Below are 24,463 nucleotides of genomic sequence, written 5' to 3'. Positions count from 1 at the left end.
TGCATGCCACGATGGAATTCGAGGGGACGGCCGGTTGATCGACAAACTTGAACTATTGCTGGCGCTGGCGAAGGAGCGGCATTTCGGACGCGCGGCGGAGGTCTGCGGCGTGACGCAACCGACGATGTCGACCGGGCTCAAGCAGCTTGAGGAGATTCTCGGCGTGATGCTGGTGCAGCGCGGCTCCCGTTTTCAGGGGTTCACTCCCGAAGGCGAGCGCGCGCTCGACTGGGCGCGGCGGATCGTCGGCGATGCCCGCGCGATGCGTGACGAGATCAACGGGCTGAAGCATCAGCTCTCCGGCGAGATCCGCATCGCGGCGATACCGACCGTGCTCGGCATGGTGGCCGCGCTGACGACGCCGTTTCGCGCAAGGCATCCCGAGGTGCGTTTCAGCATCCGCTCAACGACCTCATCGGAGGTGCTGGGATTGCTCGAAAATCTCGAGGTCGATGCGGGGCTGACCTATATCGAGAACGAGCCGATCGGCAAGGTGCGGACCATTCCGCTCTACAACGAGAGCTATCGTTTGCTGACGTCGCCGGACGGCATGTTTGGCGATCGCGAGACGGTGACCTGGAAGGAGGTCGGGCAGGTGCCGCTATGCTTGCTGACGCCCGACATGCAGAACCGCCGTATCATCGACCGCGCGCTGCGTTCGGTCGGCGCGGAGGCGACGCCGACGCTGACCTCGAACTCGTTGCTGGTGCTGTTCACGCATGTGAAGACGGGGCGCTGGGCGAGCGTGATGCCGGCCAAGCTTGCCGAGACGCTCGGCCTGTCCGACACGGTGCGCTCGATCCCGATCACCGATCCCGACGTCAATTACAGCATCGGCATGGTGATCCCGCAGCGCGATCCGATGACGCCGCTGATCGCAGCGCTGGTCAATGTCGCGCGGGAAGTCGCGCCGTCGCTGCAGCTGTAAGGATCACGCCGCCGCCGAAATCCCGGACGCAGCCTTGATCGCGTCGCGCGGCAGGGTCACGCGGACGACGGTGCCGACCTCGATCTTGGAGCGCAGCCGCATCGAGCCGCCGTGGAGTTGCGCCAGCGAGCGGGCGATCGCAAGGCCGAGGCCCGAGCCGTGATAGGTCTTGGTGAGCTGGCTCTCGACCTGCTCGAACGGGCGGCCGAGCCGCGCCAGCGAATGCGGCGCGATGCCGATGCCGGTGTCGGCGATCATCAGCACGATCCGGTCGTCGAGTTGCCGGCTGCGCACCACGACGCGTCCGCCGTCCGGCGTGAATTTCACGGCGTTGGAGAGCAGGTTGACGATGATCTGCTTGGTGGCGCGGCGGTCGGCGACGACGGAGATGGATTTTGCGATGTCGGCATCTAACGTGATGTGCTTGTCCTGGGCCCGGCCGGTGACGACCCGTAAGGATTCCGCCAGCGTCCGCGACAGGTCGAGCTCTTCCATGTCGAGCTTCATGCGGCCCGCCTCGATCTTGGACATGTCGAGGATGTCGTTGATGACCTCGAGCAGATAGTGGCCGCTGGTCAGGATGTCCTGGCAGTATTCCTGGTACTTTTCGCTGCCGAGCTCGCCGAACATGCCCGAGCCCATGATCTCGGAGAAGCCGATGATGGCGTTGAGCGGCGTGCGCAGCTCGTGGCTCATATTGGCGAGGAATTTCGACTTGGTCTGGTTGGCTTCCTCGGCGCGGGTCTTCTCGCGCTGGTACTTCTCGGCGAGGTCGGCAAGCTCGACCGCCTGGCGCTCCAGGGCCGCCTGCGAGCGCTTCAGGTCGATGACGGTGGCGCGCAGGCGCAGATCGTTGTCGACCAGCTTCTGCTCGTGCTCCTTGATGCGGGTGATGTCGGTGCCGACCGAGACGTAGCCGCCGTCCTTGGTGCGGCGCTCGCTGATGTGCAGCCAGCTGCCGTCGTCGAGCTGCGCCTCGAAGGTGCGCGCGCCGGGGCCTTGGGCAGCGGTCTCGTTGTGGCGGGTGCGCACCTCCGGCATGCGGCCGACCTCGAGCACGGTCTCGTAGGAGGTGCCCGGAATGACGGCGGTGTCGGGCAGCTTGTGCAGGCGCTGGAAGTGCGAGTTGCAGAGCACGAGGCGGTCGCTCGCGTCCCACAGCACGAAGGCTTCCGGGATGGTCTCGATCGCGTCGCGCAGGCGGAGGTCGGCTTCCACGGTCCTCTCGGCAAGGCTCTTCTGCTCGGTGATGTCGACGGCGATCCCGATCAGGTGCACGCTGGAATCGGTCGCCCCGCGCGTCTTCTCGCAGCGGACGCGGAGCCAGATCCAATGGCCGTCGACATGCTGCATCCGGAAGGTCTGGTCGATGTGGTCGATCTTCTCGGAGATGAGCTGGTCGGCGATCGCGAACAGGTCGATGTCGTCGGACTTCACCAGCGCGTTGACCTCGCCGAAGGTGAGGAGCTCGTTGCGGCCGTCGAGGCCCAGCATCGAGAACATCGACTGCGACCAGAAGATCCGGCCGCGCGACAGGTCCCAGTCCCACAGTCCGCAACGGCCGCGGTTGAGCGCGGTGTCGATCCGGCCGCGCACGGCGTCGTTGATGAGGTCGCCTTCGCGGGCGCGGGTGGACTGCCAGTGGAAGGCGAAGCCCAGGATCAGGACGACGAATCCGGTGGTCGCCGACAGCGTCACCGAGAGCGCGGCGTCCGAGCCCCAGATCGGCTCGTTGCGCTCCTGGATCACGGTGACGAAGCCGGGCAGCGACTTGATCTGCCGCGAGGTCGCCATCGCGGCGTTGCCGCTCGGCAGCGTCATGTCGGAGACGTTGCCGTCGCGTGTCGGCGCCGCGAGCAATTGTGCTGTCGTGATGGCATCGAGCAGGCGGTCGTTACCGGAAGGGTCGCTGTCGACCGGGACGCGGGCGAGGAGACGGCGATCGACGCCGGCCGAGGTGACGATGACGTGGCGGCCCGAGGCCGTGCCCCAGGACGGGATCATATCCGGCAACAGCGCCGGCAGGCTCTCGATGTTCTTGAGCCGCTCCTGACGGGCGGAGGTCAGGCGGTCGATGCGTTCGGCGAGCAGGTCGGCCAGCGCCGAGATGTCGTGCCGGATCACCAGCCGCTTCTGACGCGTCTGATCGACGACCTGCACGAAGGCGCCGAGGCAGATCGTGATCAGGAACGCGATGATGAGCGTCGGCACGGCGCGACGAAGCGCCGGCTCTGCAATCAAGAGCCGATGATAGGCAGGTTTCGCGATCGATTGCGCCAATCCCTTGATCGAATCGGATTGGACGCACGCGTTCGCGGCGTCTGCACGCGACATGCCTTCGGCCCCCTAAAAACCTAGCTTGCAACTGAAGTTCGGAGGCAGCCCCACATCGCTTCCGAATCACAGCGATTTGAATCCAGTTTTCGCGGGGTGTCGAGAGTCAATGAATCGTTAACGCGAAATTATTCTTATCCCACGCGCAGTTTGCGCATCGCGCGTCCGCAAACGCACGGGCGCGAGGAGTCCGAAACGAGAACGTGTGACTCCTCGCACGCTCTCCGTCACGCACGCGGCGGTTCGGCGTGGCTGATCACGCGCTTCACGCTCGGGAACGCGCGCCGCAGCGCGCGCTCGATGGCGTCGACGTGCTCGTGCACCTTGATCACGCTCATCGACGGCGCGGCGCGGCAGTGGAAATTGACGATCTCGCCGGCGTCGGTGTTGCGGACGCGCACATTATGGATGTCGTGGATCTCGCCGCCAGCGGCATATTCGGTCAGCGCGGCGGCGATGGCCTGGACGCGTTCCGGCGCGGCATCGACTCCGAACGGCAGTTCCGGTTCCAGCGGCTCGATGTGGACGTCGACCTCGACGTCCTCGCCGAACTCCTCCTGGATGTTGCGCTCCAGCGTGTTGGCGACGTCGTGGGCGGCCTCTAACTGCATCCCGGCGTCGACCTCGAGGTCGATGCTGACGATCAGCTTGGCGCCGAGATCGTGCACCGTGACGTGGTGGACGGCGAGGCCCGAATTGCGCGCGATCACCATGATGCGGTCGCGCACGGTCTCGTTGTCGCGTGCGACGGGAACGGCGGTGAAGGAGAGGTCGGTGTCGCCGAACGCCTTGGCGACGGCGGCTTGCGCGTTGTGCTTGATGTCCTCGACGCGGTCGATCGGATAGGTCCGCGGCACCTTGACGATGGTGTCGATGAACGTGGTCGCCCCGACCATGCGCACCCGCAGTCGCTCCACGTCGATCACGCCCGGGACGCTTCGGATCGCGGCCGTAGCCTTCTCCTGCGCGCCCTCCGGGGCGCGGTCGACCAGCGTCTGCACGGTCGAGCCGGCCATGCGCAGGCCGAGCGCTGCGATCATCACGGCGACCGCGGCGGCCGCCGCGGCGTCGCCCCACCAGAAGCCGAGGGCGGCGAGGATCAGGCCGATGATCACGGCGAACGAGCCCATCACGTCTGAGGCGAAATGCAGCGCGTCGGCGGCGAGCGCCTGGCTCCTGGTCTCGCGCGCGGCGCGGTGCAGGGCGCGGGCGCGCCAGAGATTGACGACGATGTCGATCACCAGCACGACGAAGGGCACGGCCGAAATGGTCGGCGGCGGGGTTCCCTCGCGCAGCCGGCTGTAGGCCTCGACCAGGATGCCGCCGGCGAGCACGTAGAGCAGGGCGGTAACACCGAGTGCCGAAACGCTCTCCAGCTTGCCGTGGCCGTAATGGTGCTCCTCGTCGGCCGGCTTGTCCGACACCCGCACCACCGCCCAGGTGATGATGGTCGCGACCAGGTCGATCGAGGAGTGCAGCGCCTCGGAGATCAGCGCGAGCGAGCCGATCGCGATGCCGACCACGAACTTGGCCGCCGCCATGCCGCCGCTGGCGAAGATCGAGATCGCGGCGACCGAGGTTTTGTTGTGCTGGGAGGTCATGGCGGGGATTTAGCAGCCCGGGGGTGAACATCAAGCGGCGATCCACAGCTGTTGTCGCTAGTGATTTGCAGGAGCGATCCGCGTCTTGCTCCGGCCTCCTAGGGTGGGCAAAGGCGCGTTGGCGCCGTGCCCACCATTCGTCCGTGATGGATACCGATCGTGGGCACGCTTCGCTTTGCCCACCCTTACGGGACCGCTGTCGGCGCTCTACGGCACCGTCACCACGATCTTCCCCAAATGCTTGTTCGCCTCCATGTGCTCGAACGCCTGGTCGATGTCGTCGAATGCGAACACCCGGTCGATCGGCAGCTGCAGTTTTCGCGACTCCACCGCGCCCCAGATGTCCTTCCTGACCTCCTCGAAGATCTCGCGGACCTCCTCGATGGTGCGGGTGCGGAAGGTGACGCCGACATAGTCGATGCGGCGCGCGGCGTGCAGGTCGAAGTTGAAATCGGCATGGGTGCCGCCGAGCCGGCCGACATTGACGATGCGGCCCTTCACTTTGGTCGCCGCAAGGTTCTGGCTCGCGACCTTGCCCGAGACCTGGTCGACGATGAGGTCGACGCCTTCACCGTTCGTCGCCTTCAGCACCTCGTCGACCCATTTCGGATCGGAGCTGTCGACGGCGAGGTCGGCGCCGTACTCCTTCAGCCGGCCGCGGCGCGTGGCGTCGGTCGACGAGCCGATCACGAGCTTTGCGCCTTTGAGTTTTGCAATCTGCATCGCCATCAGGCCGACACCGGAGCTGGCGCCCTGGATCAGCACGCTCTGGCCCGCCTGCACGCCGCCGACGGTGACGACGGCGTTGTGCATGATCGCGAGCGCGACGGGGAGGGTGGCGGCTTCCTCGAAGTTCATGTTCGACGGCGCGCGGAACAACCGGCCGTGATCGGCCAGTGTGTACTCGGCAAACGCAGCGCCGCCCGAGCCCATGATGCGGTCGCCGATCCTGACGCCCTTGGCATCCGGCCCGAGCTCGGCGACCTCGCCGGCCCATTCCATGCCGAGCACGGTGCCGGCGCCGCCGGCCGCGCCGTGGGCGTGCCCCTTGCGCATACCGGTGTCGGCGCGGTTGAGCCCGCAGGCGCGGACGCGCACCAGCACCTGCGTGCCTTTCGGCTTTGGTTGAGCGACGTCGGAAATCCTAGCGCCCTCAGGGCCGTAGACGTAAGCCTTCATGGATTGCTCTCGCTTCTTGCGGTGATTATTCGGCGGCTTCGCGTTGCGGCTGAACGATCATGGCTTCGAGCCGGCTACGAATGATCGCTTCCGCCTCGCGCACGATGCGGGAGATGAGCTCGGCGCAGGTCGGGATGTCCTGGATCAGGCCCTGCACCTGTCCGGCCGACCAGATGCCTTCGTCGGAATTCCCGGTCGCATAGACCATCTTGCCGCGGGCCCCCGCGACCAGCTCGCGGATGTCCTCGAACTTCGCGCCTTCCTTCTCCATCGCGACGACCTTGGTCGAGATCTCGTTCTTGGCGACGCGCGAGGTGTTGCGCATGGTGCGGAAGATCAGCTCGGTCTCACGCTCGTCATTGGCGACGATTTTCTCCTTGATGAGCTGGTGGATCGGGCTTTCCCTGGTCGCCATGAAGCGCGTGCCCATGTTGATGCCGTCGGCGCCCAGCGCCAGCGCGGCGACGAGGCCGCGGGCGTCGGCAAAGCCGCCCGAGGCGATCATCGGGATCTTGATCCTGTTGGCGGCGGCGGGGATCAGGATCAGGCCGGGCGTGTCATCCTCGCCGGGATGGCCGGCGCATTCGAAGCCGTCGATCGAGATGGCGTCCACGCCCATGCGTTCGGCCGACAGCGCGTGGCGGACGCTGGTGCATTTGTGCACGACCTTGACGCCGTGCTTCCTGAACTCGTCGACGTGCTCCTGCGGCTTGTTGCCGGCGGTCTCGACCACCTTGATCCCGGCCTCGATGATGGCGGCGCGGTATTCGGCATAAGGCGGCGGCTTGATCGCGGGCAGGATGGTGAGGTTGACGCCGAACGGCTTGTCGGTGAGGTCGCGGCAGCGCGCGATCTCCTTGGTTAGATCCTCCGGCGTCGGCTGGGTCAGCGCCGTGATGAAGCCGAGCGCGCCGGCATTGGCGACCGCGGCGACCAGCTCGGCGCGGCCGACCCATTGCATGCCGCCCTGGACGATCGGGTGCTCGACGCCGACGAGTTTCGTGAACCGTGTCTGCAACATGATGTGTTTCCCCTGATATGGCCCGCAGGCTCTGTTGTCGGTTGATGGCGCAAGGATGCCGCCCGGGTCGGGAAATGTCTATTGCGCGGGCGTGCGGTGGGGGCGGGGCGATCATGCGGGAGGTGGGGATGATTCCGCGGGGCGGATAATTTTGTTCCGTCATCCCCGCGCAACCGCGAAGCGGTTGTCGCTGGAGGTGCGAGCTGCACGGTGCGAAGCAAGGTGCAGCAAGCCTCGAAGGATGAGCGGCCACGCTGCGAAAGCTGGGCTGTCGCCCTTCGAGGCTTGCTCAGTGGCGCGATGCGCCCCTGAGCGCGCACCTCAGGGTGACGATCATAGATTTGGACCCGCGGCAATAAGCAGTTTGTGCTCATCGCAGACACACCTTCGCGCTCTCGCGGCATCTGCGCCCGAGCTTTGCTTCGTCGCGTTGCCCTCATGAAAGACAAGGGCGCAGGGAAGGCCGGGCGCCGGCTGGCACCCGTAAGTCCGTGCGCGAAAAAGATGCACACGGGGTGGACCACAGGTGAGCCGAACGCCCGGCCTTCCCTGCGCGATGGTTTACGGCGTACTTCGTGCTCTCCCCGGGGAGCGATGCACTATTGCCCCCGTCGCCTTGCGGATGACTGATGCGCGCACCGGTTGGCCGCCACATCACCGCAGGACTTGACGCACAGACCCCGGGCGTCAGGACCACACGACTTGACCGTCCGCGCACGTCTTCGCATGTCGCTTCGAGTGCTGGCGCGTGCTCACGCCCGAAGCCATGCGAAGACGCTGTCGGCGCCGGGTCGTATGCGCGAAGCGCTTTGCTCACGGTTTCCCGCCCTGCAATGCTGCTCGCGCCCGACGCCGTCGCGTCCATCGCACCCCGGCCCGCGGTTCGTGACGATCGCGATCCGCCCCTTGTCTCGGGCCAGGGTGGCTTGTGTGTACGACAAATCCGAATTTCGGTAAAGTGGAATATTTTGGCGGGTGAGGCTTGACAGGCGGGGTGGAGAAATTGGCAGGGTGTTTTGCCCGACGGGCGAGGGTGCTCCGAACGTGCCGGAGCGCTATGCGCACCGCTGCGTCAACCACCGTCATTGCGAGCGCAGCGACTTGTCCGCCGAAGCCTTTGGCGAAGGCGGAAGCAATCCAGAATCCCTCCGCGGAAACACTCTGGATTGCTTCGTCGCAAGGGCTTGCCTCGCAATGACGCCGGAGGTGACGGCGGCGGTTCGTAGCCCGGATGGAGCGTAGCGCAATCCGGGGCCTGTGCGACAAGCGAAGGCGGTCCCGGATTTCGCTTTCGCTCCATCCGGGCTACGAGGCCGCCGCTACAGGGCAGCTACTCCGCCGACAGCCGCACCATCTGGCGGCCGCCGTTCATGTCCTTCAGGCTGTTGACGAAGTTCTCCGGGCGCTGCCAGCGATACGGGACCTTCAGGCCCATGAACTCGGCGATGTCGCCGATGAAGCCGGTGCAATTGGTGGTCTCGGCGTTCCAGACCGGCGAACTCGCCTGCAGTTTCTTGATATAGGCGAACACGCGCTTGGCGTCGGCCTCGTTCAGATAGACCCGGTAGCTCGCGGTCAGATATTCCGGATCGAGATCGCCGTAGCTCGCACCGGTCTCCGACGGCACGAAGGTGATGTGGCCGAGCACGTAAGCCAGCGTGTCGCCGGCGGGCGTGAGGCCTGCGACCTCGACCGCCTTCTCGCTGGTCTTGCCGTACCAGACGAAGGCATGGCCCCAGCTCGCGGCCGTGCGGGCGCGGAAGTCGACGTAATAGGGACCTTTCTCCACGCGCGCGACGGAGCGCCGCGCCGCTTGCGGCTGAGGCCGCGATGTGGAGTCGGTCGTGGCAAGCGCGTTGGCGTCAGCAACGCGCTTGTTCGCTTCGTGGGCCGAGGCCGAGGGCGTCGTACACGCGATCATGGCCGCGAGGGCGAACCCCGCAAGGATGCAGGGTCCCGATCGATCAGGTTTGTTCGTCACGCTGTGCCCCTCGACTGTCAGCCGCTTACGCTAGTCTTGCTTGCGTTTCAGTAACGCGCAGCGACCGGGCCGGGCGCCTTGCCGATCGGGGCCTTTCCAACCGGGCTCTTGCCAATCGGCATCTTGCCGATCGGCGCCTGCTCGGCCGGATAGACCGGCACGGGCTGGCGGCGCGGCAGATCCGCAGCGTTCGCAGCCGTCACCAGAGCAAGCGTGGCACCCAGAGCAATTACAATCTTCTTCACAGCGATACCCCTAGAAGGTTTGGTCCAAACACGGCAGTGCCGTGCCCCCCAGACACGCCTCACAGAAGGGCGGCCGAATGCGACCAAGTTGCGGCGCGCGCGGGACATGTTGGCGGCATATCTCTGACGCGCACAGATGTGATGTGTCTGGATGTTTCGGAGTGCTGCTGTCAGTCCTACGCGGCAACTCACCCGATCCGGTTGAGGCTATTCCTGATCGTCGAGAAGATGCCGCCGATGTCCTTGCGCAAGGCATCGAGCGCGTTGAAATTGTCGAAGATGCGGGCGAGGCGGTCTTCGACCTCGCGCTTGCTCTTGGTGAGCGCGTCGACGCGCGAGGCGAGGGTGACGTCGCCGTTCGCCTCGATCTCGCCGACGGTTTTGGCGAGGAGGTCGCGGGTGCTGCCGACCTCCGCGATCAGGGCCTCGATGCCGAACACCGGCGCCTTCAGCGGGACGAGGTCGGCCTGCGATTTCGACAGCTCCGCCTTGAAGGCGTTCAGCGTCGCCAGCGTCTCCTGCAGGGCGCCGAGGCGCTGGCGCGACTGCAGGACGAAATCGTTCAGCGCGTTCTGCCGGTCGGCAAGGGTCTTGCCGTCGGGGTCGGTCTCGACGTCGGCGAGCGAGCGTTCGAGCTGGGCCTGGCGCTGGCCGAGCTCTTCGAAGTCGAGCCGGATGCTTTTGAGAATGTTGAAGCTGTCGTCGATGCGGGCGAGGCGCTGCTCGATCTCGATCTTGTTCTTCGACAGCGTCTCGACGCGCGTGGGAAGCGGCGTCTCGCCGCCGGTCTCGAGCTCGTCGATGGTCTTGGCAAGGCGCTCGTGGCCGAGGCTGAGCTCGCCGATCAGGGCGTTGATGCCGGCGTCGGTTGACCGCAGCGGCACCAGCTCCGCGTGGGATTTGGCCAGATCCTCCTTGTACTGGTTGAGGGTCGCAAATGTCTCCTGGACGCTGTTCACCCGTCCTAGAAGCGCCGCCACGTCGCGCGCGATGTCCCTTTGCCGGTCGGCAAGGTTGTTCTTGCGATCGTCGGTCTCGAGATCGTGCAGGGAGCGTTCGAGCTGATTCTGGCGGTCGCGGATCTCGGTGAAGATCGGCTCGACCGCGCGGCGCTGCTCGGCGATTTTGCCGACCATGTCGCGCAGGTGCTGCTGGCGACTGCGGATTTCGGCGAGCTGGTCGTGCATGTCGGTGGATTGGTTGCGCCCCTGCTGGAGCAGCGCGCGCTGCTCGGTCTCGCCCAGCTTGTCGTGGAGCGCGGAGACCGCCTCCCTCGGGTCGCTCTCGATCAAATGCTGGACGGTGGCGTCGAGATGGTTTTGCAGGGCGTGGGCGACGACGACGTCCTCGCGGGTTTTCTTGAGCCGGTCACGCAGCGTCTTCAGGCTGCGGTCCTGGCGCGATAGCCGCCAGGCTGAAGCGCCGATCAGGGCCAGGGCGAGGGCGGGGAAGACTCCGGTCGCGACGCGTTGCGGCACCGGCAGGCCCGCGAACCAGGCGGGCAGGTGACTGAAATCGTGACCGAGCGCCTGCTGGGCGAAGACCGCGACGATGGCCAACAGGCCGAACCAGGCAACCAGGAAAAACAGCCACATCGTGAATTCCTCACGCCGGCGCACATTTTCGCCATGATTGCCAAGAGCGGAACCGAGCGCAAGGGGCGGGGAGGCCTGTGGGCTGTTTCGGGCGGCGTGATCCACGGCTGGTTGCGTTGGGCCTATGGGTGGAGGCGGCGCGGGGAGTGCCGGGTTTTCCCGCACAGACGTTCCCCACACGCGTCATGCCCGGGCTTGTTCCGCCTGCGCGGCCGAAGCCGCTTCGGCGCGGCGAAGGCCCGGCCAACCTGTCAGTGATGTGTCCGAACAGGTGTCAGCCATGTCCCCGGACTCTAAACAACAAACCCGGCCATGACGGAGCGAGCAGCATTAGTAGCCCGCATGAGCGGAGCGACATGGGAGACCATGCGAAGAATCGTCCCGGATGTCGCTTGGCTCATCCGGACTGCGGCGCCGTGCGCGCTATCATTTCCCGAGGAAGTTCGAGCGCATCTTGTCGGCGAACCAGACCGCGAAGATCGCACCGAACGCGAGAGCAAAGTACAGAGCCGTCCACAAAAGTGCATTACCTGCATTCGTCATGGCGTCCTCCCTGGCGTCAGAAATGGATTGCCCGGGAAGGATAAGGCGGCCGTGCCGGTGCGATTTGCGCCGGATCAATTTTGCCGCGCTGCAGCGAGAATAAGTGAGTAGCCCGCACGAGCGTAGCGCATGCGGGACCAAGCGAAGAGCCGTCCCGGATGTCGCTGCGCTCATCCGGGCTACGGCACTGCGTCTGCAGCTACAGCCGAAACTCGTTGGTGAGCTCGCCGATGCCGTCGATCGCGACGGTGACGGTGTTGACCGGCTCCTTCATCACGCCGACGCCGACCGAGGTGCCGACGGCGATGAGGTCGCCGGGGAGCAGGGTCATGTCGTGGGAGATCTTGCTGACCAGCTGCTGCGCCGAGAAGATCATGTCGGAGATCGGGTAGTTCTGCCGCTCCGCGCCGTTGAGGATGGTGCGGACGGTCAGCTTGGCCGGATCGAGGCCGGTTGCGATGACGGGACCGAACGGGCCGTAATCGTCGATGCCCTTGGCGCGGGCCCATTGCGGGAAGGTAGGGTCGCTGGTCAGGATGTCGTTGGCGGTGATGTCGTTGACGCAGGTATAGCCGAAGATGAAGCTGTTGGCTTCGCTGGGGGAGACACGCGCGCAGGTCTTGCCGATGACGATGCCGAGCTCGCCTTCATAGGTGGTCTTGCCGTCGTAATAGGAGGGACGGCGGATCACGGCGCCCGGCGTCGTGATGGTGGTGGTGGCCTTGAGCAGATAAAGCGGCTCCGGCGGCTCGGGCTGGTTCAGCTTGGCGGCGAGCGCGTGGAAATTATTCCAGAGGGCGACGATCTTGCTGGGCGCGCAAGGCGCCAGCAGCTCGACCTCCGACAGTGCCAGGATCTTGCCGGTGGCGGTGTTGCGGCCGAACATCTCGCCCTCGTGCACGCTGATGCCCGATGGCGTCAGCGTGCCGAAACCGGTCGCGCCATTATTCCGGAAGCGCAGCCACTGCTTCATCTCGCCCGCCATCACGCCACCGCCAGTGCGCGGGGATCTGACGGCGTCGAGACGCCGTCATAGAGGCCGGCGATGCGGGCGCGCTGGGTCACCATCGCCAGCACCGAATCGAGCGCGGGCGTCGCGATGCCGGTGAGGCGGCCCATCTCCTGCACCACGGTGACGAGCGGGTCGATCTCCATCGGGCGGCCGCGCTCGAGATCCTGGAGCATCGAGGTCTTGTGCGCGCCGACCTTGCGGGCGCCCTCGATGCGGCGCTCGACGTCGACGCGGAATTTGACACCGAAGGTCTCGGCGATCGCTTGTGTCTCCACCATGATCGCGCGCGACAGCGCACGGGTAGACGGATCGGTGCAGATCACGTCGAGCGTTGCATGGGTCAACGCGCTGATCGGGTTGAAGCAGACATTGCCCCACAGCTTGAGCCAGATCTCGTCGCGGATGCGGTCGAGCACCGGCGCCTTCAGCCCGGCCGCGACGAACAGATCGGCGAGGCGCTGCACGTCGCTAGTGATCTCGCCGGAGGGCTCGCCGAGCGGGAAGTTGTTGCCGTAGACGTGGCGGATCACGCCGGGCGCCTCGATCTCGGTGGCGGGATAGACGATGCAGCCGATGGCGCGCTCGGCGCCGATCTCGCGCCACTGCCGCCCGCCGGGGTCGATGCTCTCCAGCGTTGAATTCTCGTATTGGCCGCCGTGTTTGTAGAAGTACCAATAGGGGATGCCGTTGACGGCGGTGACGATGCGGGTGTGCGGCCCGAGCAGCGGCTGCATCTTCTCGATCACGCCGGTGATGGAATGGGCCTTCAGCGTGATGATGATGTAGTCCTGCACGCCGAGCTCGGCGGGATCGTCGGTGCAGCGCGGATGCACGGTGTGCTTCTCCTCGCCCGCGAGCAGCGTCAGGCCGCGCTCGCGCATTGCGGCAAGGTGCGCGCCGCGCGCGATGAGGCTGACATCGGCGCCTGCGCGCGCAAGCTGAACCCCGAGATATCCGCCGATTGCGCCGGCGCCGTAGATGCAGATCTTCATGAAATCCTCGCGGGAGACCGGAATTTTGGGACGAAAGATCCGGTCCGGCTCGAACGCGTCCGAGCCGGCCGGTAGTCACAGGGGAAGAGTGCGTCGCTTCAGGCTGCCGCTTGCGGCTTGCCGTTGATGGCCTCGTCCATGGCAGCTGCGATGTCGCGCATGCTGATGACGGAGACGAGGCTGTAATCGTCGATGACTGGCAAATGGCGGATGTGATGCCGGTTCATCAGATGCCGGACCTGCTCGATCGTATCGCTGGAGCTGCAGGACACCAGCTGCTGCACCGAGACGAGCTGCGAGACCTTGACGTTGACGGCGTTCGCGCCGTGCTCGGCGACGGCGCGCACCACGTCGCGCTCGGTGAACATGCCGACGGCGGTATTGCCCTCGGAGCGGACCACGTCCTTGACCACGAGAGCGCTGATGTTGTTGGCGCGCATCAGCTTGGCGGCGATACCCACCGTTTCGTTCATCCGCACCGTGACAACGCGCGGCGTCTTCTTGCGCAGAATGTCTCCGACCAGCATTGCAACCTCCCTGGGTGAATGTTGCGAGAAGTGTGGTATACATAATGCCAATCGTCAAGCGCTGGTTTGGGCGATCCGAAAAATCTTGCGACAGCAATACTGACGTTTGCCGTGCGCGAAAAAGAAAAGGGGCGCATCGCTGCGCCCCTTGGGTCGATCCCTGCAATGTAAGTGGCGGCTACGCCGTCTCGGTCTTTGCAGTGGTCTTGGCGCTGCCGGTTGCGGTGTTCGCGCTCTCGACTTCCTTGCCGAGGATGAAGGAGCGGCGCATCGGCTTGATCACGAACAGCGCCGTCAGCGCCGCCGTCGCGTTCAAGGCGACGGCGACCACGAACACGGCCTTCCAGCCGTAGGTCGCCGAGATCACGCTGGCGAGCGGGACGAGCAGGGAGGCGGTGCCCTTCGCGGTGTAGAGCATGCCGTTGTTGGTGGTCGCGAATTTCGAGCCGAAGGTGTCGCCGCAGGTCGCGGGGAACAGCGAGTAGATCTCGCCGAACACGCCGAAATACACCGCGGTCGCGAGCACGAACACGACCGGGACATGGCCGTAAGCTGACAGCGTCAGCAGCATCAGCGCCGCGGTGCCGAAGGCGATGAACATGGTGTGCTCGCGGCCGATCGTGTCGGAGACCCAGCCGAAGAAGGGGCGTCCGAAACCGTCGAGGATGCGGTCGAGCGAGATCGCGAAGGTCAGTGCCGCCATCTGGAAGCCGGCCAGCGTGACCGGGGTGTCGGCGATCCTGAAGTCATGCGCGATCGGGCCGATCTGCGCCGCGGTCATCAGGCCGCCGGATGCGACCATGACGAAGACGAGATACATCACCCAGAAAATAGGGCTGCGCAGCACCTGCGGCGGGGTGAAGTCGATCTTGGTCTGCGGCAGGTTGAGCTGCTTCTTCTTCGGCGGGATCGAGAGCCGCGGCGGCTGGATGAAGAAGGCGAGCACGAACACGATCACGCCCTGGCCGATGCCGAAGGTGAAGAAGGCGTGCTGATAGCCGCTCGATGCGATCATGGTCGCGATCGGCACGATGGTGAGCGCGGCGCCGGCGCCGAAGCCGGCCGCGGTCGCGCCGGCGGCAAGGCCCCGGCGGTCGGGAAACCACTTCAGCGCGTTGCCGACGCAGGTGCCGTACACCGCGCCCGCGCCCATGCCGCCGATGATCGCGGCCGCGTAGAGCAGGGTGAGACTGTCGGCATAGGAGTTGAGAATCCAGGACAGCGCGATCATCACGCCGCCGAACATGACGACGATGCGCGGGCCGTATTTGTCGACGAACCAGGCTTCGATCGGCACCAGCCAGGTCTCGGTGACGACGAAGACGGTGAAGGCGAGTTGGATCGCAGCGCGTCCCCAGTGGTGGGCCGCATCGATCGGATCGACGAACAGCGTCCAGCCATATTGCAAATTGGCGATCATCGCCATGCAGACGATGCCCATGACGAGCTGGAGCCAACGGAAACCGGTGCGAAGAGGCGCGGCCGTGACGGCGCCGTCCGTGCTGGAAATCATCAAGAAACCTCCCAACGCGCCTGATTGATCGCGACTTTGGATGGCAAGATGACCCAATGTCGCAAATGTTGTGGCTTATCGTCGCAAGCGCGGCACGGAGCTTGGTATACCATATTCCAGAATGCAAGCCCTAACTGCGGCGGATTGTCACAAATCTGCGGTTCCATTGGAGGGGAACGGCGCTGCAAGAACGTCGCCAAAACGAAAACGCCCGGCCGTGAGGCCGGGCGTCTGCTTGATGAAGAGCTGTGATAGAGCGTGTCAGATGGTCGATTTGGCCACCACGACCTTGCGCCAGGGCTTGAGCACCGCGATCGCCAGCAGCGAAGCCAGGATGTTGGCACCGGCCGCGATGATGAACACGCTGTCCCAGGTGCCGGACGATTGCTGCATGTAGTTGCCGATCGGGACCAGCAGTGCGGCGGTGCCCTTCGCGGTGTAGAGCAGGCCGGCATTGGTGGTCGCGAACTTGGCGCCGAACGTGTCGGTGCAGGTCGAGGGGAACAGCGAGTAGATCTCACCCCAGGCGAAGAACACGAAGCCCGAGAGCAGCACGAACCAGATCGGATCGTGGCCCCAGAGGTAGAGCATCCAGATGCCGAAACCTTCCATGCCGAAGGCGATGAACATCGTGTTCTCGCGGCCGATCATGTCGGAGATCCAGCCGAAGAACGGACGCGTCAGGCCGTTGAGCACGCGGTCGATGGTGGCCGCGAACGTCACCGCCGTCATCGTCACCGCCATCAGCGTGACCGGCACGTTGTCGACCTTCCAGTCGGCCGCGATGGGCTTCAGGTTGGCCGTCACCATCAAGCCGCCGGCGCCGACGATCACGAACATGAAGTACATCAGCCAGAAGATCGGCTGACGCAGCACCTCGGTCGGCTGGTAGTTGCGCCGGGTCTGCAGCAAGTTGGCATTGGCCACCACGGTCGGCACCTGGCCTGCTTTCGGCGCGAGCAGGAAGAAGGCGAGGATGCAGATGATGATGCCCTGTCCGAGGCCGAAATAGAGGAAGGTGGTCTGGAATCCACTGTCCTTGATCATGGCCTGTATCGGCGCGACGGTGAGCGCGGAGCCCGCACCGAAGCCCGCGGCGGTGATACCCGCGGCAAGACCGCGCTTGTCCGGAAACCACTTCAGCGCGTTGCCGACGCAGGTGCCGTAGACGCCGCCGGCGCCGATGCCGGCGATGATCATGCCGAGGTAGTAGCCGTTGAGCGAGGTGGCCTGGGCGTTGATCGCCCAGCCGATGGCGCAGAGCACGCCGCCAACCAGCACGACGATGCGCGGACCGTATTTGTCGACGAACCATCCTTCGACCGGGACCAGCCAGGTCTCGAACAGGACGAAGAGCGTAAAGGCCCATTGGATCGACGCGCGATCCCAGCCGAACTTCTTCTGGATGTCAGGGACGAAGAACGTCCAGCCGTACTGATAATTGGCGATCATCACCATCGCGGCGACGCCAACTGCCAACTGCGTCCAGCGATAGGCGTCGCTGACGCGCGCGACGCTTGGGGCCGCTGTTGACTGCACCATGTCTGTCATAAAAAACCTCCCGAAGGCGCCGATCATTTTTATGCGTGCGCTGGCCGCATCCTGGTATTCATTATGCCAAGATTCAAGCGAAGGACTGGAGGGTGCGGCGAAATATCGCGGCTTTATCACATGCGCCATGGCTGGGCGATTGTAAAGCCCAATTCGCTTTCGGCCTGCGATCAACGCATTGATTTCGTGAGAAGTCTTCCCCGTTGCGGCGAAGCCGCAAGCGGCTGGTGGGAACCTACGCATCCACAATTTTCAGCTTCTGGGTCGGTCGAGCGCGCGGCAGCCTGGCACATCGGTGCGCGGCTATGCTGTGACTGCTCCGTCGTGGAATTCTGTATTCCAGAAGTTCGGCCGCATGGCGGGTTCGACGGCGGCCGCCGACGCCGATTGCGCCGGCGCCCGCCTCACGCCATCGACATGCGCAGCCGGCTGTAGCCTTCCTGGATCGCGGACCAGAACAGGGCGACCAGACCGAGCGCCATGATGGTGCTGACGAGGCCGTTGGAGAAGAACACCCCGAGCGAGCCCTGCGATCCCAGCAGCGATTGGCGGAAGGCTTCCTCCGCCTTGTCGCCGAGCACGATGGCGAGCACAAGAGGTGCGAGCGGGTAGTTGCACTTCTTCAGGAGATAGCCGAGCACGCCGAACACCAGCATCAGCATCACGTCGAAGGTGCTGTTGTGCACCGAATAGGCGCCGATCGCGCACAGCACCAGGATCAGCGGGGCGATGATGCCGAACGGCACGCGCAGGATCGCGGCGAAGAGCGGCACGCAGGTGAGCACGACGATGAGCCCGGCGAGATTGCCGAGATACATCGAGGCGATCAGGCCCCAGACGAATTCCTTCTGCTCGACGAACAGCATCGGGCCCGGCTGCAGGCCCCAGATCAGGAGGCCGCCGAGCAGCACGGCAGCCGTCGGCGAGCCGGGCACGCCGAGCGACAGCATCGGCAGCAGCGCCGAGGTGCCCGCCGCATGCGCGGCCGTCTCCGGCGCGATCACGCCTTCGATCTCGCCCTTGCCGAAATTGTTGCCGCGCCGCGCCAGGCGCTTGGCGATACCGTAGCTCATGAAGGAGGCCGGCGTCGCTCCGGCGGGCGTGACGCCCATCCAGCAGCCGATCAGGCAGGAGCGCAGCGAGGTCATCCAGTAGGTGGGCAGCTCGCGCCAGGTCTGAAGCACGACCCGAAGGTTGATGCTGGCACTGCCGCCGCGGAAGGCGAGCCCTTCCTCCATGGTCAGCAGAATCTCGCCGATCCCGAACAGGCCGATCACGGCGATCAGGAAGTCGAAACCGTTGAGCAGCTCGGTGACGCCGAAGGTGAGCCGCAATTGCCCGGTGATCGAATCGAGGCCGACCGCCGCGAGCGCGAAGCCCATCATCATCGCCGCGATGGTCTTGAAAGGTGGCTCCTTGCTGAGGCCGACGAAGCTGCAGAAGGCGAGGAAGTACACTGCGAACTTCTCCGCCGGACCAAATCGCAGCGCAAAGCCCGCGACCAGCGGCGCGACCAGCGTGATCATGATGACGGCAAACAGCGCGCCGACGAAGGAGGAGGTGAAGGCGGCGGTCAGGGCTTCGCCGGGCTTGCCCTGCTGCGCCATCGGGTAGCCGTCGAAGGTGGTCGCCACGGACCAGGGCTCGCCGGGGATGTTGAACAGGATCGAGGTGATGGCGCCGCCGAACAAGGCGCCCCAGTAGATGCATGACAGCATGATGATCGCCGATGTTGGCGGCATGCTGAAGGTCAGGGGAAGCAGGATCGCCACGCCGTTGGCGCCCCCGAGCCCCGGCAGCACGCCGATGATGACCCCGAGCGTGATGCCGATGATCATCAGCATGATGTTATAGGGCTGCAGGGCGACCGCGAAGCCGTGAAATAGATTGGCCAACTCTTCCATATCGATACGTCCTGCAGCAGCAATTGAATGAATGCGTGGCCCTTACAGACCGAGCCATTCCTCGAACGGCCCCTTGGGAAGCGGGACCAGGAACCAGCGCTCGAAAACGAGATAGGTCACCACCGGCATGCCGACCGCCACCGCGATGACCGTCAGCCAGCGATAACTGCCGAGCCAGCGCATGAACCAGGCGATGAAGACCATCGAGGCGACGTAGAGGCCGATGAACGGCATCGAACCGACATAGATCGCGGTGGGCACGACGACGCTCATGACCTGGCGAAGCTGTCCCCATTCCGCGAACAGGCGGCCGTCGTCGTCGCGCCGCGCGTGCCACAGGTTGATGGCGCTGGCGCCGACGATTGCGGCGCCGACATAGAAGGGGAAGAACCCGGCTCGCGGACCCTCCGCGCCCCAGTTGATGCCGGCCTTCAGGCTGCCGAAGATCACGACGAGACCAAAGGCGCCGATCAACAGCGCCATGCCGATTTCCATCGTCTTGTGTGCCGGGCCAGATTCGGATCCGGATCGTTCACTCATGAGACCTCCGCGCAGAAATGCAGTCGTCGCATTCGCCGACGGCCTGAGGACGACAGCATCCTCGGCCGTCATCGATGCCGTGGCTCAATTCGATGCGAGGAAACCGGCTTCCTTCATCAAGCCCTCGTGCCGCTTCTCCTCCGCCTCGATCCACTTGGCGTAGTCAGCCCCGGTCAGGAAGGTCGTGTTGAAGGCGCCGCTCTTCATGAAATCCTGCCATTCCGGCATGGCGCGAACCTTCTTGAACAGCTCGACGTAATACTCGACCTGATCCTTGGTGGCCTTGGGCGACATGAAGATGCCGCGCAGCATGAGATATTCCATCGCGAGGCCCTGCGACTTGCAGGTCGGAATATCCTTCCAGGCCTTGCCCTCGGCGATCGGCTCGTCATAGGCCATCGGCTGGGCGTCGAAGACGCAGAGCGGACGGAGCTTGCCGCCGCGCCATTGCGCGACCGCCTCGATCGGATTGTTGACGGTGGAATCGACGTGATTGCCGACGAGCTGAACCGCGACCTCGCCGCCGCCCTTGTAGGGGATGTAGGTGAACTTCGCGTCGATTGCCTTCTCGATGCCGACCGTAATGATCTGGTCTTCCTGCTTCGAGCCGGTGCCGCCCATCTTGAACGAGCCGCTTGGTGCCTTCTTCGCGGCGTCGACATAATCCTTGACGCTGGTGTACGGCTTTTCGGCATTCACCCAGAGCACGAATTCATCCAGCGCCAGCATCGCGACCGGAGTCAAATCCTTCCAGTTGAACGGAATCCCATTGCCAGCGGTGTCGTGAACAAGTTCGAGAGCGTGATGATGATCTTGTGCGGATTGCCCGACGACGTCTTCACGTCGAGAAAGCCTTCGCCGCCTGCACCGCCGGCCTTGTTGATGACGACCAGCGGCTGCTTCATGAGATTATGCTTGGTGACGATGCCCTGGATGGTTCGTGCCATCTGATCGGCGCCGCCGCCGGTGCCCGCGGGCACGATGAACTCGACCGGACGAACCGGCTCCCAAGCCGCAAAACTTGCGGTGCTGCCTGCGCACGACATCGCCATTGCCGCCAAAGCGACATTCAGAACGAATGACTTCATCTCGTTTCACTCCCTGTCGAAACGCGGCCGTTCTTTGCCGGCTCGCGTCAGCCCATCCGGATTCACACGCTTGGGGTCACCTTTGCGGTCGATCTCCCATTGCAGTCTCACCAACCAGAAGTTTATGAGCGGGGACAAGGCGCGACATCCGCTCCTTTGGGCTAAGGCTCCGCCATGATTGGCAAACGTGCCATGTCCTTGGCCGTTCCTGTCCCGCGCTCTGCATTCCCATCTAGCACCTTGGTCGTGCAATCGTTTTTGGTTGTCGAATGGTATGCGAGATACCAGATGGCTCACAATTGGACAGCTGGCCAGATCGGCGGACCAATCGTCGCAGTTGTGTCCGCGGGCGAAGCGGGACCAAAAGAAAATGGCCCCGACGAGGGGGCCATTATCAAACTTAGCGCCTGCGATTGCCGGCCGCGCGCCGTTTCGGCTGCGCGAGAAAGGCCTTTCTTACAGGCCGAAACGCGGCAGGTCGCCGTTGTGGTTCGAGATCGCGGCGCTCGCCATCAGGAAACGATCGACCGCAGCCATAAAGCGGCTGAACAGCGAGGAGGAGGGGGCGAAAGCGACGGAAGCGGTCTTGGACATTGGAATTCCCTTTCTTGAGACGATCGGTCTTGGCGTCTCGTCTGGGGATGAAACTATGTATACCAGATGCCACTGTCTATGCGCTTGTTTGCATAGCAGCATACAAAGTTCCGCATTGCAGCATAATACCGGGTTAATCCGGCCGGTTCGGGCTTAAAAGGCCCATCAAGAGAGGCTTTTCCGTCTTAGACGCCATCTTCGGACGCCGAAAGCATATCGATCAGAGGCAAATTCATACGATTGAAGCGGAAAACGGTGCCTCCGGCGCGAACCTGACGCGAGCCTCAATGGCCGAGGGCTTTGCAGGGCAAGGGCTTTCTTGGCGGGGCAAGGCTTGGCAGGGCAGGTCAAAGTCGCTAGTGGTCTGCCCCCTTCCAATCATCTGTCAGAGTGGTTCATGTCGAGCGCCTCGCCCGCCGTCTCGATCGGCATCGATTTTGGGACCAGCAATACGGTCGTCGCCCTTGCCGCGGACGACCGCCGGGTCGAGGCCATCCGCTTCGACCACGGCGGACAGCGCCATAGCGTCTATGTATCGGCTTTGTGCTTCTGGGAGGACCGGCCGGGCGCCGGTGCCCAGGCCGAAGGCGGCCCCTGGGCGATCGAGCAATTCCTCGAAGGACGCCACGTCTACCGCTTCCTGCAATCGTTCAAGACGTTTGCGGCGAGCAGCAGCTTCAACACCACGCAAGTGTTCCGGCAGCGCTTCAAGTTCGAGGATATTCTGGCGGCGTTCCTGCGGACGCTGGCGCGCCATGGCGGCGACAGGTTCGGCTTCGAGACCTCGACCATCACGGTCGGCCGCCCGGTGCGCTTCGCCGGCGGCAATCCCGATGAAGAGCTGGCGATGCAGCGCTACCGCGCCGCGTTCGAGCGCCTGGGCGCCGGCCACGCGCGCTACGTCTACGAGCCCGTCGGCGCCGCGTTCTCCTTTGCCCGAAGGCTGGAGCGCGATGCCACCGTGCTGGTGGCGGATTTCGGCGGCGGCACCAGCGATTTCTCCGTGATGCGCTTCTCGCGCGCGGGCGGCAGCCTTCGCGCCGAGCCGCTCGGCCACGCCGGCATCGGCATCGCCGGCGACACGTTCGACTACCGGATCGTCGACCACGTCGTCTCGCCGCGGCTCGGCAAGGGCTCCAGCTTCCGCTCCTTCGACAAGGTGCTGCCGATCCCCAGCGGCCATTACACCAACCTCGCGCGCTGGCATCAACTGGCGATGATGAAGAGCAACGGCGATCTGCGCGAGCTCAGGGAGCTTGCGCGCACCGCGCTGAAGCCGAAGCTGCTCGAGGATTTCATCACCATCGTCGATCTCGACCTCGGCTTTTCGCTGTACCGCGCGGTGTCCGACGCAAAGGTCGCGCTGTCGGCGCAGGACGAGGTGGATTTCCGCTTCAAGGGCGGCGGCGTCGACATCGGCGCGGCCATCACGCGGAAGAATTTCGAATCCTGGATTGCCGACGACATCGCCCGGCTCGGGGCCACCGTCGACAAGGTGCTGGCCGAAGCCGGCATCACCGCGCGCGAGATCGAGAAGGTGTTCTTGACCGGCGGCACGTCCTTCGTACCGGCGGTCCGAAAACTGTTCGCCGAGCGGTTCGGCAACGAACGGCTGATGTCGGGCGACCAGTTCGAGTCGATCGCCTATGGGCTCGCCTTGATCGGACACAGCCCCAACCCGGACCGCTGGACTGCCGGCGGCGGGCTCGAGGCGAAGGCGGGGGCTTAACGATTCTCCGTCATTGCGAGCGCAGCAAAGCAATCCAGAATCCCTCCGCGGAAAGTCTCTGGATTGTCGCTACGCTCGCAATGACGGCGTGGGTAGAACGGCGCATCGGCTCGACCAGTGCCGTAGGGTGGGCAAAGCGAAGCGTGCCCACGCGTCTGTCGCCGTATCGGAAAGAGCGTGGGCACGGCGCAGTTGCGCCTTTGCCCACCCTACGGCACCAACGCCGTCGCTACTGATTGATCTCCGGCTCGACGAGCTTCGCCAGATTGCGCAGCGATTCCTGCCACCCGAGATAGCAGGCCTCCGGCGGGATCACGTCGGGGATGCCGGCCTGCGTGATGTCGATCTCGGTGCCAACCGAGACCTTCTTCAGGATCACGGTGACCTGAATTTCGCCGGGCAGGTTGGGATCGTCGAACCTGTCGGTGTAGCGGAGACGTTCGCCGGGCACGAGCTCGACATATTCGCCGCCGAACGAATGGCTGTTGCCCGTCGTGAAATTCCGGAACGACATCTTGAACGTGCCGCCGACCTTGGGCTCGAAATGATGCACGGTGCAGGTGAAGCCGTTCGGCGGCAGCCATTTCGCCATCGCATCGGCCTCCAGGAAAGCGCGATAGACTTTTTGCGGGCTGGTGGCGAGAACGCGGTGCAGGCGGATCGTGCTGGGCATGGTTGTTATCCTCAGTGATTGATGGGCCCGAGATTGGCGTCTATGGCCCATTCATGTCACGAGGACGACCGGGAAGGCGCCGATCCGACATGGCATCTCGTTTTTTTGTCGACGGTCCTTCTGGCCGGGTTGCTAGGTCGCTGCGACATCCTGTGGCGTCATCGTGAATGCCAGCCTGTAGCGGCCGATCGTCGCATTGTTCTGTGCGCCGAGATCGCCAAGCTTTCCTGGCGAAAGCGGGCTGGCGATCACAGCCTCAACCACATCGGCATCGTAGCCTGAGAGCAGCACGATCCAGTCGGCAGCGCCGTCCTTGCCGCGGATCTGTTGTTCAGTCGTGGGCGCGCTGGTGCGAGGCGTGTCGGTGAAGAGGAGGTGGGCGCCTGTCAGCCCCGGCTGCAGCGCCAATGCGCTGAGCGTTTCCGACAGGCGCGTCTGCAATTGCGCATCCCGTCCGGCTTCCGGCGACAGCCTGATGGTGGCAAGCGAGGTCGCCACACCTCCGCCAAAGCTCGCGACGATCCGGCTTTGGCTGCGGACCATGCCGAGATGATGCGGCATCATCCTGGTCGACCACGGCGTTGGCGCGTTGAGCCGGTCGAGATATCCCTTCGACGTGAGGACCTCGTATTGTTCGAGCTCGTAGAGCACGAAGAAACCTTCGGCGTCCGTCGTGCTGGTCCAGCGCGACCCGCGCCGGAAGCCGGGAATGCTCATCCGCTCCTGGAAGTGTTCATGCGAATGCCAGTCGCCGAACTCGGTGCGCTGCTCGGGGCGAACGCTCCACCACATCGCGACGGCGGCCTTGCCCAGTAGTGACATGGTGACCTCCCATCCTGAGCAGCAAGATCAGCCCGAATGTCTACGCCTCGTCAACGGAAGCCACGATTCCGCTGCCGTTCCTCGTTCAGAC

At 64.5% G+C, this 24,463-nt stretch carries 19 protein-coding genes and 1 pseudogene; 2 read left to right on the top strand and 18 right to left on the bottom strand.

From position 1 onward, the window contains the following. Positions 1-34: 34 nt before the first annotated feature. The gene (locus GGD62_RS06720) at positions 35-928 is read left to right on the top strand and encodes a LysR family transcriptional regulator (protein ID WP_018315839.1); all 894 of its coding nucleotides are present in this window, start codon (positions 35-37) and stop codon (positions 926-928) included. A gap of 3 nt (positions 929-931) precedes the next feature. Here the strand turns inward: GGD62_RS06720 and GGD62_RS06715 are convergent, their stop codons facing one another. The 16 genes and pseudogenes from GGD62_RS06715 to GGD62_RS06640 all read right to left on the bottom strand — a co-directional run bounded on the left by GGD62_RS06715 (position 932) and on the right by GGD62_RS06640 (position 21,148). Continuing rightward, positions 932-3,262 (bottom strand): PAS domain-containing sensor histidine kinase, encoded by a 2,331-nt coding sequence (locus GGD62_RS06715; protein WP_092256462.1) that lies wholly within the window; start codon positions 3,260-3,262, stop codon positions 932-934. Between the two features lie 227 nt (positions 3,263-3,489). Further along, positions 3,490-4,863 (bottom strand): cation-efflux pump, encoded by a 1,374-nt coding sequence (locus GGD62_RS06710; RefSeq protein ID WP_018315841.1) that lies wholly within the window; start codon positions 4,861-4,863, stop codon positions 3,490-3,492. Between the two features lie 207 nt (positions 4,864-5,070). Then, a complete protein-coding gene (locus GGD62_RS06705) occupies positions 5,071-6,042 on the bottom strand; it encodes a zinc-binding dehydrogenase (RefSeq protein WP_183707690.1) in 972 nt (323 codons plus the stop codon). A gap of 25 nt (positions 6,043-6,067) precedes the next feature. Further along, on the bottom strand, positions 6,068-7,063 hold the full coding sequence (locus tag GGD62_RS06700) for a nitronate monooxygenase family protein (protein ID WP_183707688.1): 996 nt from the start codon (positions 7,061-7,063) through the stop codon (positions 6,068-6,070). A gap of 1,330 nt (positions 7,064-8,393) precedes the next feature. After that, entirely contained in the window at positions 8,394-9,044 is a 651-nt protein-coding gene (locus GGD62_RS06695; protein WP_092256450.1) for a hypothetical protein, read from the bottom strand. Positions 9,045-9,091: 47 nt separating this feature from the next. Beyond that, positions 9,092-9,289, bottom strand: coding sequence for a hypothetical protein (locus tag GGD62_RS06690; RefSeq protein ID WP_018315845.1), 198 nt, complete (start codon positions 9,287-9,289; stop codon positions 9,092-9,094). A gap of 188 nt (positions 9,290-9,477) precedes the next feature. Beyond that, a complete protein-coding gene (locus GGD62_RS06685; protein ID WP_183707686.1) occupies positions 9,478-10,884 on the bottom strand; it encodes a hypothetical protein in 1,407 nt (468 codons plus the stop codon). A 742-nt stretch (positions 10,885-11,626) separates the two neighbouring features. Continuing rightward, positions 11,627-12,400: a fumarylacetoacetate hydrolase family protein gene (locus GGD62_RS06680; RefSeq protein WP_049814768.1), complete on the bottom strand. Its 774-nt coding sequence runs from the start codon at positions 12,398-12,400 to the stop codon at positions 11,627-11,629. Between the two features lie 11 nt (positions 12,401-12,411). Further along, complete coding sequence (locus tag GGD62_RS06675) at positions 12,412-13,431, bottom strand: 2-dehydropantoate 2-reductase (protein WP_179737445.1); 1,020 nt, start codon at positions 13,429-13,431, stop codon at positions 12,412-12,414. A gap of 98 nt (positions 13,432-13,529) precedes the next feature. Beyond that, on the bottom strand, positions 13,530-13,958 hold the full coding sequence (locus GGD62_RS06670) for a CBS domain-containing protein (protein ID WP_018315849.1): 429 nt from the start codon (positions 13,956-13,958) through the stop codon (positions 13,530-13,532). A 178-nt stretch (positions 13,959-14,136) separates the two neighbouring features. After that, on the bottom strand, positions 14,137-15,471 hold the full coding sequence (gene oxlT / locus GGD62_RS06665) for an oxalate/formate MFS antiporter (protein ID WP_183707684.1): 1,335 nt from the start codon (positions 15,469-15,471) through the stop codon (positions 14,137-14,139). Positions 15,472-15,732: 261 nt separating this feature from the next. Continuing rightward, a complete protein-coding gene (gene oxlT, locus GGD62_RS06660) occupies positions 15,733-17,022 on the bottom strand; it encodes an oxalate/formate MFS antiporter (protein WP_026201561.1) in 1,290 nt (429 codons plus the stop codon). A gap of 404 nt (positions 17,023-17,426) precedes the next feature. Then, positions 17,427-18,926, bottom strand: a complete 1,500-nt coding sequence (locus GGD62_RS06655; RefSeq protein WP_183707682.1) for a tripartite tricarboxylate transporter permease — start codon at positions 18,924-18,926, stop codon at positions 17,427-17,429. A 42-nt stretch (positions 18,927-18,968) separates the two neighbouring features. Further along, positions 18,969-19,466, bottom strand: coding sequence for a tripartite tricarboxylate transporter TctB family protein (locus GGD62_RS06650; RefSeq protein ID WP_183707680.1), 498 nt, complete (start codon positions 19,464-19,466; stop codon positions 18,969-18,971). A gap of 84 nt (positions 19,467-19,550) precedes the next feature. Further along, positions 19,551-20,554, bottom strand: a pseudogene (locus GGD62_RS06645) (Bug family tripartite tricarboxylate transporter substrate binding protein). A gap of 456 nt (positions 20,555-21,010) precedes the next feature. Continuing rightward, positions 21,011-21,148 (bottom strand): hypothetical protein, encoded by a 138-nt coding sequence (locus GGD62_RS06640; protein WP_018315855.1) that lies wholly within the window; start codon positions 21,146-21,148, stop codon positions 21,011-21,013. Between the two features lie 397 nt (positions 21,149-21,545). Here GGD62_RS06640 and GGD62_RS06635 point away from each other — a divergent pair, with 397 nt between their 5' ends. Beyond that, entirely contained in the window at positions 21,546-22,877 is a 1,332-nt protein-coding gene (locus GGD62_RS06635) for an Hsp70 family protein (RefSeq protein WP_183707678.1), read from the top strand. Positions 22,878-23,106: 229 nt separating this feature from the next. Here GGD62_RS06635 and GGD62_RS06630 read toward each other — a convergent pair whose 3' ends face one another. Both GGD62_RS06630 and GGD62_RS06625 read right to left on the bottom strand, forming a co-directional pair. Further along, positions 23,107-23,550: an SRPBCC family protein gene (locus GGD62_RS06630; RefSeq protein WP_091953031.1), complete on the bottom strand. Its 444-nt coding sequence runs from the start codon at positions 23,548-23,550 to the stop codon at positions 23,107-23,109. A 132-nt stretch (positions 23,551-23,682) separates the two neighbouring features. Next, complete coding sequence (locus tag GGD62_RS06625) at positions 23,683-24,372, bottom strand: hypothetical protein (protein WP_183238285.1); 690 nt, start codon at positions 24,370-24,372, stop codon at positions 23,683-23,685. Positions 24,373-24,463 lie beyond the last annotated feature (91 nt).

Source organism: Bradyrhizobium sp. ERR14, assembly GCF_014198235.1.
Classification (GTDB): Bacteria; Pseudomonadota; Alphaproteobacteria; order Rhizobiales; family Xanthobacteraceae; genus Bradyrhizobium.
Note: the sequence above shows the minus strand (reverse complement) of the source record. Positions and strands in the feature narration are given on the sequence as shown.